Below are 13,939 nucleotides of genomic sequence, written 5' to 3' on the forward strand. Positions count from 1 at the left end.
GCGAGACCGCTATCGCGTCATTCCGTGGACGCGTCGCCATGCGAGAACACCATCAGCGTCGGGCTCGCCGCCGCGGTGAAGCCGAGGCTGGCATAGAGCCGTTCCACATGGCCGCCGGCCACGCATTGCAGCATCACCGTCTCGGCGCCCTCCTGTCTGGCCGTCTCGATCGCCGCCCGCGTGACCAGGGCGCCGAGACCGCGCCCGCGGCGGCTCGCGAGACTGCCGACATTGTAGAGGCCCGCGAGGCCTCCCGAGCGGTAGAGCGAGGCGCAGGCGACCGGGACGCCGTCCTCGCTCACCGTGAGATGATGCGCCTCCACCCCCTCGACCGGCCGGGCCTCCCGCAGCACCGGCAGGAACACCGCCTCGGCGATCGCGTTCACGCCCTCGTCGTCGTAGAGGCCGCGACAGACCGACAGATACGCCTCGCCGGGCGCCGCCTTCGCCTCCGCCGTGAGGGTCAGCCCGCCCGGCATGACCGGCGTCTGCGCCTGCCTGCAGTCGCGGACCATCCAGCGCGTCGGGAAGGCCGCCTGCAGGTCGGGATGGGCTCCGAGCGTCTCGCGGTCCCGGTCCTCGGTGACGAGAAGGGCCGGCAGGCGTTCGCGTTTCGCGGAAGCCGCCCGGACCCAGGACAGATCGGTTGTCTCCACGCCGACATTGAAGCCCGGTTCCGGAATGGTGGCGGACCAGAGGTAGCGTCCGCCATCGGGCGCGGCTTCGACATCCGAGACGTAACAGCCCGATTGCATCAGGCAATGGGCGTCGAGCATCTCGCGAAAGGCGATTCCCGTCATGCATTCTCCAAGAAGAGTCTCATAAAAATAAGGCTTTATGCAGCAAGAGTATTGATCGGTTCAGGCTGCGAACGCCCAAGAATATGGGGTTTCATTTCGGTTTGTCCATATCCTAGTAGAGAACGAATTTATCTTGCAAATGGAATGATGAAAATCCGTGCCGGATATAGATGCGACTGGAAAGATTTACCTCGACATGGCAGGTCGACCGGATTTCTACCCGCCCGGTTCGAACGGCGCTCCGTCAGGCTCGCACCATCCCCTGCCTTGAAGGCACACCGACACCGGAGATGCGGAGAGCCCGATCGCCCCAAGCTCATCCCTGGGTTGTGGGCATGGCGTGAATCAAATACAGGTCCGAGTATCATGCTTATGATCCGGGTCGAGATCCATACTATACATGGTGGTTTGAACCGATGAAGGTGTCGGAATATTCAAGCGCTGCCTTGCGTTGCTCAGTCCTTTACGGTCATCGATCAAATCGAGGCTCGGCCTCATCTCGCCCCGCTCTCGTGGAGAACATCTCGTGATAGCCATGGCTTCCGAAGCCCAGGTCCGCCTCGCCGATGCCGGGCGCTACATCGCGGATCTGTGCGAGCATTTCCTCGAACACGACATCCCCGTGCTTCACGAGCCGGGACGCGGCCGGGTCGATTTCGATGTCGGGACCGGAACCCTCGTCGCCGCCGAAGGCCTGCTCGCCCTCAAGGCGGAGGCCGCCGACGAGACCTCCCTCGCCGTCGTCAAGTTCATGCTCGCCTCGCATCTGCAGGAGCTTCCCGGCGCGACGGACGCCTCCATCGTCTGGACCGGCGACGGCTGCGCCGACGAGACCATTCCGAGCCTGCGCGAGGTGACGGTCCGGCGCATCGTCGATCTCACGCCGCATATGCGCAGGGTCACCTTCATCGGCGCGGACCTGGCCCGCTACGACGCGTTCGACATGCATGTGCATGTCATCATCCCGCCCGCCGGCCATGCGCCGCAATGGCCCGTGCCGGGAATCGACGGCATCCCGGTCTGGCCGCAGGGCGACGGCGCGCCCTCCATGCGGACCTATACGATCCGTCGCATCGACGCGGCTGCGGGCGAGATCGACATCGACTTCGTCATGCATCACGACGCCGGTCCCGGCGCGTCCTTCGCGAAACGCGCCAAGGTCGGGGACGTGGTCGGGCTGCTCGGCCCCGGCGGCCGCAGCGTCGGCGCGGCGGAGTGGTATTGTCTCGCCGCCGACGAGACCGGCCTGCCGGCCATCGGTCGCATCCTCGGGCGGTTGCCGGGCCATGTCGGCGGGGTCGCGGTGATCGAGGTCGATGGGCCGGCCGACGAGCAGGCGCTCGACCGGCCCGAGGGGGTGGAGCTGCGCTGGCTCCACCGCAACGGCGCACCGCCCGGCACGACCACGCTCCTGGCGGATGCGGTCCGGGCGATCCCGTTCCCGCAGGATCGCACGGTCTTCGCCTGGGCCGGCTCGGAATTCGATGCGTTCAAGGCCCTGCGGGCGCATTGGCGCAAGACCTGTGGCCTCACCCGTGACCAGCATCTCGCCGTGGCCTATTGGCGGCGCGGCGCCGACGAAGACGCCAAGGACGAGGATTGAAGCGTGATGTCAAAGAACGCCATCCGAGGCGGCATGATTCCATGATGCTCGACCTGTCTCCCCTGCGGGCGAGCCGCGGGTTCCAGCTGCTCTATGCGGCGCGGGCTGCCTCGTTCCTCGCCTTCGGGGTGCTCGGCGTCGCCGTGAGCCTGCAGATGTACGCGCTGACCGCTTCGTCGCTGCAGGTGGCGTTCCTCAACGCGGCCGTCGCGGGATCGATGGCGCTGGCGCTCATCGTCGGCGGCTGGCTCGCCGACAGTTACGACCGCCGCGCGGTCATGGTCTGGTCGCGCACGGCGCATCTCCTCACCATCCTGATCCTCATGGCCAACGCCGCCCTCGCGGCCCCGATGGTCTGGCCGATCTACGCGGCGGCCGTGGTCGGCGGCTCGACCTTCGGCTTCGGCATGCCGGCGATCATGGCCGCCACCCCGGCCCTCGTCGGGCGCGAGCACCTGTCGGGGGCCGCCGCGCTCACCGCCGTGGCGGCGCAGGCGGGCGCCATCGCCGGGCCGTTCCTGGCCGGGGCGATCACCGCCGGCGCGGGGCTCGTCGCGTGCTACGGCGTTGTCGCGCTCATCTCCGGCATCACGCCGATCGTGCTCGGGTTCCTGCCTCCGCTGCCGCCGCTGGCCGGCCCGTCCGCCGAGGCGCCCCTCCCCGCGCTCGCCGCCGACGAAGCCGGCTTCATGGGGGGCCTGCGCTACATCGCCCGCTCGCCCCTGGTGCTGAGCCTGCTCCTCGTCGACCTTGTCGCCCTGGTCTTCGCCGTGCCCTACGTGCTGCTGCCCGAACTCGCGACGCATGGGCTCGGCGGAGGGCCCGACAGCATCGGCCTGCTCTATGCCGCCCCCTCGGCCGGCGCGCTCTTCGGCGCCCTGGCCTCGGGACGGGCCGGCGCGAGCCCGTTCGCCGGGCGCTGGCTCGTGGCCTGCGTGGCGATCTGGGCCTGCGCCTGCATCGCGCTGGGCTTCAGTGAGGGCATGGCTCCCGCCCTGTTCTGCCTTGCCGCCCTCGGCGCCGCCGCGAGCCTCGCCGGCATCCTGCGCGCGGCCCTGATCCAGCGCGCGACGCCGGACGCGATGCTGGGCCGGGTGTCGAGCCTGTGGGTGCTGGAGGAGACGATCGGCCCGGCTCTGGGGGGGATGCAGGCGGGCACCACGGCCCATCTCGCCTCGGCGCGGATCGCCATGGCGGCGGGTGGCGGCCTCTGCCTCGCCGCCACCGCCGCCATTGCGGCACTCACGCCCGCCCTGCGGGATGCGAGCCTCGCGCCGGAGGCGAAAAGGAAGGCCGACGATCTCGCCCTGGCTGCCGTCGATGTCCGCTAGAAGGGCCGTTGTCGGTCTGGCGGCCTGCCTCCTCATGCTGGCCTGTCTGCCCGCGGGCGCGGAGAAAAAGATGGCCGCCCAGCCGCGCGTCGCGGCCCTGGACTGGAGCGCGGTGGAACTCCTCCTCGGCCTCGGCATCGTGCCGATCGCGGTGACGCAGCCCGAGAACTACAACCGCACCGTGGTGGAGCCGGCGCTCCCCGAAGGCGTGGTCGATCTCGGCCTCGTGGTGGAGCCCAACCTCGAACTACTGGCGGGCCTGAAACCGGACCTCATCCTCGCCAACCCGATCCAGGTGGCGACGCAAGGGAGCTTCCTGTCGCGCATCGCCCCGACGGAGGCGGTCTCCATCGCCAATGCCGGGGGCGATCCCTACGAGCGGGCGAAGGCGGAGACCATGCGCATCGCACTTCGGCTCGGCCGCGTCGATGAAGCCAAGGCCCTGGAGGCACGCACCGAGGCGATTCTCGACGCGGCGGCGGCGAGCGCCTGCCCGGCCGAGAGGCACCCGACCTACCTCGTCTGGATCGTCGATCACCGCAACATCGTTGTCTACGGTCGCACCAGCCTGTTCCAGACCGTGCTCGACCGCCTCCGCATCGAGAATGCCTGGACCGGCGCCAGCAACGCATCCGGCTTCACGGCGGTGGGGATCGAGCAGCTCGCCACCGGTCCGGCCGATGCCCGCATGGTCCATGTCGGGCCGATCCGGTCGGATGCGGCCAAGGCGCTGGCCGGAAGCCGGCTCTGGCAGACGCTGCCGGCGGTGCGTGAGCGCCATGTCGATGTCGTGCCGCCGGTCTGGTTCTACGGTGGGCTGCCGGCCATCGCGCGCTTCGCCGAACTGATGACCGATCTCTCCAAGCGGGATTGCCCCCGTGGCTGATGCGAAACTGGCCGGATCGGGCTTGGGGGAATCGGGCTCGGCTGAACCAAACTTGGCTGAACTAGGCCTGGCCGCACCCGCGCCGCGCCGCTCGCGGATCGGCGGAACATGGCTCCTCATCGGCGCGGTGGCCCTCGTGGCCGGGCTCCTCACCCTGCGCACGCTCACGGCCGACATGCCGCTCGGCCTCGCGCTGAAAGCCTTGTGGAGTCCCGACTGGACCGACATCGCGCAGGTCATCCTGCATGAGAGCGTGCTACCGCGGATCGTCACCGCATGGCTCGCCGGCGGCGCCCTCGCTTTGTCGGGTCTGGTGCTGCAGCAGGTGCTGCGCAATCCTCTCGCTTCGCCCTCGACGCTCGGCATCTCGGCCGGGGCGCAGCTCGCCTTGGCCCTGGCCTCGCTGTTCGCGCCCGGCCTCTTCTCGCAGGGCCGGGAGGCCGTGGCGCTCACCGGCTCCGCCCTGGCGGTGCTGGCGGTCTTCGCGTTGGGGCGTGCCAAGGGCTTCGCGCCCCTGGGGCTGCTGCTGGCCGGGCTGGTGGTCGAGCTCTATTGCGGGGCGATCCAGACCCTCCTCGTCATCCTGCACCAGGAGCGGCTGTTCGGCCTGTTCGTCTGGGGGGCGGGCTCGCTCGCCATGAACGATTGGAGCGCGCCGGCCTATCTCGCGCCCCGCCTCGCCGTCGCCGCCCTTCTGGTGGCGCTGATGGCGAGGCCGCTCGCATTGCTCGACCTCGACGAGGCGAACGCGAAGAGCCTCGGGCTCTCCCTCGGCCGGGTCCGGTCCCTCGCCGTGGCCGTCGCGGTGGCGCTCGGCGGCTTCGTGGTGGCGGGGGTGGGCGTCATCGGTTTCGTGGGGTTCGCCGCGCCGATCCTGGTCCGCCTCACCGGCACGCGCACGCTGCGCGCTCGTCTCATCGCCGCGCCCCTGCTCGGGGCCGCCCTGATCTGGCTCACCGATTCCGTGGTCCTGGCGCTCGCCCCCATCGCGCAGGTGCCGACGGGGGCGCTGGCCTCCCTCGTCGGCGTGCCGATGCTGCTCTGGCTGCTGCCGCGCCTGCGCGGCGTCGGCGCGCTGCATCGCCCGGAGGGCGGCGCCTCGGCCCGGCTCACGCGGCCCTGGCGCCTGATCCTGGCCGGTGCGGTGTCGCTGGCCCTCCTCGTCTTCGTCGCTCTGACCTTCGGCCGCGACACGGCCGGCTGGCACTGGAGCCTCGGGGCCGGCCTCGAAGAACTGCTTCCCTGGCGCCTGCCCCGTATCGCCGCCTCGCTCGCGGCCGGCGCGATGCTGGCCATCGCCGGCACCCTGCTGCAGCGGCTCACCGGCAATCCCCTGGCGAGCCCCGAAGTGCTCGGGATCAGTTCCGGGGCCGCCCTCGGCCTCGTCGTCGTCACTATCGTCCTCGGCACGCCGGACCGGATGGCGCTGCTCGGCGCCGGCAGCCTTGGGGCCCTCGCGACCCTCCTGGCGATCGCGAGCCTCGGCCGCCGTGCCGACACCGTGCCCGAGCAGATGCTGCTGGCCGGCATCGGCCTCACGACCGGGTTCGGCGCGCTCCTCACCATCCTGATGATCAGCGGCGATCCCTCCGTGGTGATGCTGCTCGGGTGGACGGCGGGGTCCACGGCGCGGGTGGCGCCGGCGGATGCCGTCGCTGCCATCGCCATCCTCGTCCTCGGAGGCGCCTGCCTTCCCGCCCTGACCCGCTGGCTCGAGCTGCTTCTCCTCGGCGCTCCGACGGGTCGCTCGCTGGGGCTCGGCCTGCGCCGCAGCCGCCTCGTCATCCTGGCCTTGGCGGCGATCCTCACCACCGCGGCGACCCTGGTGGCGGGGCCGTTGAGCTTCGTCGGCCTCGTCGGGCCGCAGGTGGCGCGCTTGGCGGGCCTGACCCGGGCCGCACCGCAACTCGCCGGTGCGGCCATCGCAGGGGCGCTGATCATGGTCGCGGCGGATTTCGTCGGACGGATGGCGTTCTTCCCCTACCAGCTTCCCGCCGGATTGGTGGCGACCCTCGTCGGCGGGCCGTTCCTGATGTGGCTGCTGGCCCGCCGTTGATCGTCTTTCGACAAGTTTTTTGCGGCGCTTGAATTGAATTGTTCCAAAGAAGGGTTGTGTTTCTTAGGCAACGCCGCCGCAACTTTTGTCATTAAATCTCAACTTTGACTTGCTGACAAAGACGCCGTGTGGATTCGTCTTGTCGAGACCCGATCTTGTTTTTGAATCGTTCTACGCGATGCATCGACAAGGAAATCTCGTTCTTTACCAATCAGGTCTGCGCCGTATTTCCGACGATCAAGGTCTTCCCTATGTCTGATGGCATGTTGCTTTCTTCTGGCACGTTCTCTCACAAAGCCGTGAGTGGCATGCGCTGCCTCGCCGGCGTCTCGACCGTGGCGCTGCTCGCCATGGTTCCCGCCCTGTGGAGCGGGGAAGCCTTCGCCCAAGCCGCTTCGGGCGGCACGGCGGCGGTGCAGCTCGACACCTTGTCGGTGCAGGGCTCCGGAAATGGTTCGGGAGGCGGCAATGGAGGTGGCGTGACGGCCGCCAATTCCTACGTCGTGCCCAGGAGCATGTCGGGAACGAAGACCAACGCGACCCTGCGGGAGATTCCCCAGTCGGTGTCCGTGGTCACTCAGAAGCAGCTCGAGGATCGCGGCGCAGAGAACCTGGCCGATGCGCTCGCCTACAGCGCCGGCATCCTCGCGTCGCCCCAGGGGCAGGATGGCCGCTTCGACCAGCTGATCATCCGTGGCTTCGACCAGACTCAGCGCGGCATCTACAAGGACGGGATGCGTCTGCCACAGACGAGCTTCTCCGGCTTCCCGATCGAGCCCTACGGCGTGGAGCGCATCGACGTGCTGCGCGGCCCGACCTCGGGCCTTTTCGGGCTCAACGATCCGGGTGGCCTCGTCAACTTCATCACCAAGAAGCCGACGGTCGAGCCGCTGCGGGAAATCTTTAGTTCCTATGGCAGCTTCAACCGCAAGCAGTTCGGCTTCGACCTGAGCGGCCCGCTCAACCCTGAGAAGACGATCCTCTACCGGATCACCGGCCTGCTGCGCGAAGGCGGCACGCAAGTGGATTACACGCCGCTGGACCGAATCTACATCGCGCCCGCGGTGACCTTCGCGCCTTCGGCGGATACCAGCCTGACGGTGCTCGGCAATTATCAGAGAGACCGCACCGGCGACACGTTCCGTGCCATCCCGCGCGAATACACCCGGGGCAGTAATCCCAATAAGTCGGAAATGCGCAGCCGCTTCCTCGGGGAGCCGGGCTTCTCGCGCTTCCTCGCCGAGCATTTCGAGGGCGGCTACCAGTTCTCACACCGGTTCGACGACCATTGGACCGTGCGCCAGAACCTGCGCTACGCCCATGCCTCGACCGACTACAACGCGATCTACTCCACGGGCGTCACCAATCCGGCGATGCCCAACACCGTCACCCGCGAGGCTCAGACCTGGCTTGAGGATTACGGCGTCTTCACCGTCGATACCCAACTCCAGCACGATGCGCAGTTCGGCAACATCAAGAACACCGCGCTGCTCGGGGTCGATTACAGCAAGATCAACAACAAGAGCGACCAGTACGGCGGTACGAGCTTCGGCCTGCTCGGGATCGGCCCGTTCGTCGGCCCGCTCAACATCCTCAATCCGGTCTACGGCCAGCCCGTCGCGCAACTTCCGCGCTCCCTCCTGTCACGGTTGCAGCAGGAGCAAGTGGGCGTCTACGCGCAGGATCAGGTCAAGTTCTACGATCGTTGGCTGCTCAGCATGAACGCCCGCTACGATTGGGTGACGACGAAGACCGATGCCCAGAACCCGGTCATCGATACCGTGCGCCAAATGCTCAACGCCGTCCCGTTCCCGAACGGCATTCCCACGAGCTTCGGCGCGAACCAGGACGCGCAATCCTATAGCGGCCGGGTCGGGCTCTCGTATCTCTTCGACAACGGCCTGACGCCTTATATCTCGGCCGCGCGCTCGTTCAATGTGTTGCCGGTCTTCCTCCAGAACAGCACGATCGCGGTCGTGCCCGGCATCGGTGCGGTGCCGCTCACCTACAACATCACCCCGGCCAAGCCCGAGATCGGCGAGACCATCGAGGCCGGCGTGAAGTTCCAGCCGCCGGGCCAAGCCACCTCGGTTCTTTTCTCCGTGTTCAACACGAAGAAGACCAACGCCCTGTTCTTTAACCCCAGCGACCCGTTGCAGCAGGCCTTCTATCAGAACGGCGAAGTCGAGGTGAAAGGCTTCGAGAGCGAGGCCACCGTGGACCTCCTCGACGGCCTGAAGCTCATCTCGTCATTCACGGTCCTGCAGGCCGAAGTGACGAAGGACAATGCGCCGGACGGCAATCCCAGCGCGGTTGGGAAGCGGCCGATCCAGGTGCCGAACTTCACCGCCGCGACTTGGCTGGATTACACGATCCAGACCGGCATGTTCCGCGGACTCGGGATCGGCGGCGGTGTCCGCTACATCGGGGAATCGTTCGGCGATCCCCAGAACAACATCCGCGTGCCGGACTACGTCCTCTTCGACGCATCGCTCCGTTACACATACGAGAACTGGCGCTTCCAGGTGGCGGCCAACAACATCACGGACCGCGTCTATGTCGGCACCTGCTCGCAACAGGTCAATTTCGTCGGCTGCAATTATGGCGAAGGCCGCCGCGTGACGGGCTCCGTCACCTACCGCTGGTAGGCGATACGCATCCGATGAGATCGGCCCCGGATCGAACGGTCCGGGGCTTTTCTTTTGGGCTGTTGCCGTGACGTCGTTGACGCGGTCTCTCGCCCTCGACTAGCCTGACGATGACGGTTCCCCTTCGGGGGATCAAAAGGGAACGCGGTGAGGGTCTTGAGCCCGATGCCGCGGCTGCCCCCGCAACTGTAAGCGGCGAGCCCATCATCAACACGTCACTGGAGGCTCCGGCTTCTGGGAAGACGATGAGAGGGCGTCGACCCGCGAGCCAGGAGACCTGCCGTCAGTCGTGGTCACACGCGAAACGCATCGGGCGGGGTGTCCTGGTGGGGTGTCGGGGCCCGCGCTCGCGTGGGGATCGGCTTCGTTCGCGGTGACGTGCCACTGCGCTGAGCCGCGCCTGCCGTTCGCCCGCGATGCCCGATCGTCCCTGTTCCTTCCATTGCAGACTCGCTCCACATCTTGCCCTCGGCGAGACCGTTTGGTCCTCCGCGCAGGCATTTTGCCCGGTTCGACGTATTGTAACGTTATAACATACGATCTAGCAGAGGGGGCGCGGCATTCGGCCAGCGATTACTCCGGTTTGCCAAAACGAACATGCCCACACAGGTCACCCACCGCGCCCCCGGGCGGATCTCCCCGGCCGGCGCCACCGCCCTGCTCGCATCGCTCCTCGGCTCGACCCTGCTCGCGGGCGAGGTCCGCGCCCAGGATTCCATCGGCCAGAATGCCGTCACCCTCGACCAGCTCACCGTGGAGGGGAGCGGGGTCGGCCTGACTCGCGCCAACCCGGTCGGGCTCAACCTCTCGACCCCCTCTCGCAGCGCCAGTCGCCTCGGCCTGACGCCGCTGGAGACCCCCGCCAGTATCGATGTCATCAGCGGCGAGACCGCCCGAATCCGGGGCCAGAACACGGTGGTCGAGGCGGTGACGCAGAACGCCACCGGCATCACCACCATCGCGTCGCCGGGCAACGGCAACGGCGCCTTCTCCAGCCGGGGCTTCGCCGGCCCGAACTCGATCCAGCAGCTCTATGACGGCACGCGGCTGTTCGTGGGCGCCGGCACGGTGACCTTCCCGTTCGACACCTGGAACGTGGAGCGGATCGAGGTGCTGCGCGGCCCGGCCTCCGTCCTCTATGGCGACGGCGCCATCGGCGGCGTGGTCAACGTGGTCTCGAAGAAACCGAGCTTCACGCCGATCCATGCCGCCCGCGCCGCCACCGGGTCGGACGGGCTCGCGCGCCTCGCCGTCGATCTCGGCGGTCCCATCGGCGATGCGGTGGCCTACCGCCTCAATATCAGCGGCAACCGCGACGGCGGCTGGACCAGCCCGAACGGGGATTTCCGCAACCTCGCGGTCTCGGGCGCGCTGCTGTTCCAGCTCAACCCCGATCTCGCGGTGACGCTCAGCCATGATCTCGGCTACCAGGAGCCCGCGCGCTACTGGGGCACGCCGCTGGTCAATGGCCGGATCGTCCAGTCCCTGCGCAACAACAACTACAATGTCGACGGCGCGAAGATCGTCTGGGCCGACAACTGGACCCAGCTCAAGACCGAGTGGACGCCCAGCGCCGACATCACCATCCGCAACACCGCCTACCGGCTGCAGAGCCGGCGCCACTGGCTCGATGTGGAGCAATACAGCTTCAATCGCGGCACCGGCCTCATCGACCGGTCCAGCTATACCGAAATCTACCACAACCAGGAGCAGGTCGGGAACCGCTTCGACGCGGCCTTCAAGGGCAACCTGTTCGGCTTCCGCAACGAATTCGCCATCGGATTCGACGTCAACCACGTGGATTTCCGCCACACCAACAACTTCTCCAGCGCGGGCGGCGGCCTCGTCACCGGCGTCGATCCATTCAATTATGATCCGGGCCTGTTCCCGGCCAATGGCCGCGCCAGCCCGGCCTATGCCACCAGCACCAACCAGGCCTCGGTCTTCGCCGAGAACCGGCTGATCCTCAGCGACCAACTCTCCTTCCTTACCGGCGTGCGTTTCGACGCGCCGACCCTGAACCGGCGTAACCTGCAGACCGGCGACACCTTCGCGCGCTCGTTCGAGGCCCTGAGCTACCGGTTCGGCCTCGTCTACAACCCGACGCCGGATTCGGCCCTCTACGTGCAATACGCCACCGCCACCGATCCGGTGGGGAGCCTCATCAGCCTGTCGCAAACGAACGCCAATTTCGACCTCTCCACCGGCGAACAGGTCGAGGTCGGGGCTAAGGGCCTCGCGCTGAACGGCGCCCTCGAATGGACGGTGGCGGGCTACCGCATCGTCAAGGACAACCTGATCTCGGCGGTGCCGGGCCAGCCCAATGTCTCGACCCAGGTCGGCCGGCAATCCTCGCACGGGGTGGAGGGGGCGCTCGCCCTGCGCCTGCCCGATGGCTGGCGCATCGACGCCAACCTCGCCTTGCTCCACGCGCAATATGACGAGTTCCGGGAGGGAGCGGTGTCCTATGCGGGCAACCAGCCCATCGACGTGCCGGAGCGCGTCGCCAATGTCTGGCTCAATTGGGCCTTCGCCCACGACTGGGAGGCGCGGATCGGGCTGCAGAATGTCGGCCGGGTCTTCAGCGACTTCTCCAACACCGCGCCGCGGCCCGACTACACCCTGGCCCATCTCGGCCTCGACCATCAGGTCACCCCGGCCTCGCGCCTGAGCCTTCGCGTCTACAACCTGTTCGACACAACCTACGCGATCAGCGGCAACGCCGTGGACGGGATCGGCACCAACTGGATCCTCGGGCGACCGCGCTCGTTCGAGGTCGCCTACAGCGTCGCGTGGTGAGCCTGTTCAAGCAGGGCAAGCGGTGGCTGGTCCTCGGCCATCGCTGGCTCGGCATCGGCACCGGGCTGCTCTTCGCCCTCTGGATCGGCTCCGGGCTGGTGATGCTCTATGTGCCGTTCCCGAGCTTGACGGAGACGGAGCGCCTCGCGCGTCTTCGCCCGATGGCGTGGGAGGCAGTCGCGGTCTCGCCGGACGGCGCCCTGGCCGCCGCCGGGCTGCACGGCATGCCCCGCAGCCTCGATCTGGAAATGCGCGGCGACGAGCCGGTCTACCGGATATCGTCCGGCGACGGCCGCCGCATCACCCTCTCGGCGCGGACCGGCACGCCGGCCGGGCCGGTCGATGCCGAGGCGGCCCGGCGCCTCACCGGGGCCGGGCCCGGCGCGTCCGTGGAGGAGGTCGCGCGCGACCAATGGACGGTGACGGCGCGCTACGATCCCCTGCGGTCCTTCCACAAGGTCGCGTTGAACGACGCGGCCGGCACCGAACTCTACGTCTCGCAACGGACGGGGGAGATCGTCCTCGACACGACGCGGTTCGAGCGCGGCTGGAACTGGGTCGGCGCCGTCACCCACTGGGTCTATCTCACGCCGCTGCGCGCCCGCCCCGATCTCTGGCGCGATGTGGTGCTCTGGGTCTCCGGCATCGCCGCCTTCACGGCGCTCACCGGCCTCGTCCTGGGGATCTGGCGCCTGCGCCTGAGGCGGCGCTACGCGCGAGGGCGCGTCACGCCCTATCGCGGGATGGCGCGCTGGCACCATTTCGCCGGGCTTATCGGCGGGATCGGGCTCACCACCTTCATCCTCAGCGGCTGGCTCTCGATGAACCCGAACCGCTGGTTCACCTCCCTCGCGCCGCCCGCCGACCTGCGCGAGGCCTATGCCGGGGCGGACAACCCTGTCGGCATCGAGACAGAGAGCCTACGCGCGTTGGCCGCCGATGCACCCCTCGGCCTGCATCTCCCGCGGATCGGCGGGCGCTGGGGCGCGACGGGGCTCGACCGCACCGGCAGGCGGGCGATCGGAGACGCACCCTCGACCGCTCGGATCGCGGCGGCGGCCGGTCTCGCCATGGCGGGTGCGAGGCTGGAGGGCGTCGAGCGCCTGGAATCCCACGACCTCTACTGGTCGCCGCTCACGAGCGGGACGCTCCCCATCCTGCGCCTGCGCTTTGCCGATCCCGCCGCGACTTGGCTGCATGTCGACCCGCAGAGCGGCGAGATCCTCAACCGGCTCGACCGCTCCGGCCGCGTCAACCGCTGGCTGTTCACGGCGCTCCACCGCCTCGATCTGCCGGTCCTCGTCGGCCACCCGCCGGCGAGGGACGCGGCACAATGGCTGCTGAACCTGCTCGCCGGAGCCTTGGTGATCACAGGGCTCGTCATCGGCTGGCGGCGGATCGGCCCGAAGGCCAGCGCGCCTTCCCCTCTCCCCGCGCGCGGGGAGAGGGCCGCGTCTCCCCCTCGTTGGGGAGCGCGGCGAGGCGGTAGCCGAGGGTGAGGGGGCGCGTCCGGTGGAGCCGCATCCGGAGAGACCCCCTCACCCTCGCCCTGGCGGGCTCACGTCGCCTCCCGACGAGGGGAGGACGACGTCCTCTCCCCGCCCGCGGGGAGAGGGGGAACCCCGCCTCTTTTGAGTAGGGACGTGCCCTCAGACTGTTGGACTCGAAGGCCGGCGCGCATTCCCTCTCCCCGTACGCGGGGAGAGGGCCGCGTCTCCCCCCTCGTTGGGGAGCGCGGCGAGGCGGCAGCCGAGGGTGAGGGGGCGCGTCCGGTGGAGCCGCATCCGGAGATACCCCCTCACCCTCGCCCTGACGG

General features: G+C 68.4%; 8 protein-coding genes and 1 riboswitch. Of the genes, 7 read left to right on the forward strand and 1 reads right to left on the reverse strand.

What is annotated here, in order from left to right:
- Positions 1-17 precede the first annotated feature (17 nt).
- Positions 18-800 carry a GNAT family N-acetyltransferase gene (locus tag RQI43_RS23340; RefSeq protein WP_311276749.1) on the reverse strand — a complete coding sequence of 261 codons (783 nt, stop codon included), beginning with the start codon at positions 798-800 and terminating at the stop codon, positions 18-20.
- A 535-nt stretch (positions 801-1,335) separates the two neighbouring features.
- On the opposite strand from RQI43_RS23340, the gene RQI43_RS23345 reads away from it, so the two are divergent.
- The 7 genes from RQI43_RS23345 (at position 1,336) to RQI43_RS23375 (ending at position 13,622) form a co-directional block, all read left to right on the forward strand.
- Positions 1,336-2,403 (forward strand): siderophore-interacting protein, encoded by a 1,068-nt coding sequence (locus RQI43_RS23345; protein ID WP_311276750.1) that lies wholly within the window; start codon positions 1,336-1,338, stop codon positions 2,401-2,403.
- A 41-nt stretch (positions 2,404-2,444) separates the two neighbouring features.
- Positions 2,445-3,734 (forward strand): MFS transporter, encoded by a 1,290-nt coding sequence (locus RQI43_RS23350; RefSeq protein WP_311276751.1) that lies wholly within the window; start codon positions 2,445-2,447, stop codon positions 3,732-3,734.
- Positions 3,735-3,804: 70 nt separating this feature from the next.
- A complete protein-coding gene (locus RQI43_RS23355; protein WP_311276752.1) occupies positions 3,805-4,620 on the forward strand; it encodes an ABC transporter substrate-binding protein in 816 nt (271 codons plus the stop codon).
- The gene (fhuB, locus tag RQI43_RS23360) at positions 4,613-6,676 is read left to right on the forward strand and encodes a Fe(3+)-hydroxamate ABC transporter permease FhuB (RefSeq protein WP_311276753.1); all 2,064 of its coding nucleotides are present in this window, start codon (positions 4,613-4,615) and stop codon (positions 6,674-6,676) included. The genes RQI43_RS23355 and fhuB overlap by 8 nt, the downstream gene beginning before the upstream one ends.
- Positions 6,677-6,984: 308 nt before the next feature.
- A complete protein-coding gene (locus tag RQI43_RS23365) occupies positions 6,985-9,324 on the forward strand; it encodes a TonB-dependent siderophore receptor (RefSeq protein WP_311276754.1) in 2,340 nt (779 codons plus the stop codon).
- A 97-nt stretch (positions 9,325-9,421) separates the two neighbouring features.
- Positions 9,422-9,624: riboswitch (cobalamin riboswitch) on the forward strand.
- Positions 9,625-9,921: 297 nt separating this feature from the next.
- Complete coding sequence (locus RQI43_RS23370) at positions 9,922-12,123, forward strand: TonB-dependent receptor (protein ID WP_311276755.1); 2,202 nt, start codon at positions 9,922-9,924, stop codon at positions 12,121-12,123.
- Positions 12,117-13,622: a PepSY domain-containing protein gene (locus RQI43_RS23375; RefSeq protein ID WP_311276756.1), complete on the forward strand. Its 1,506-nt coding sequence runs from the start codon at positions 12,117-12,119 to the stop codon at positions 13,620-13,622. Before RQI43_RS23370 ends, RQI43_RS23375 begins: the two co-directional genes overlap by 7 nt.
- Positions 13,623-13,939: the final 317 nt, after the last annotated feature.

This window comes from Methylobacterium sp. WCS2018Hpa-22 (assembly GCF_031843785.1).
Lineage (GTDB): Bacteria > Pseudomonadota > Alphaproteobacteria > Rhizobiales > Beijerinckiaceae > Methylobacterium.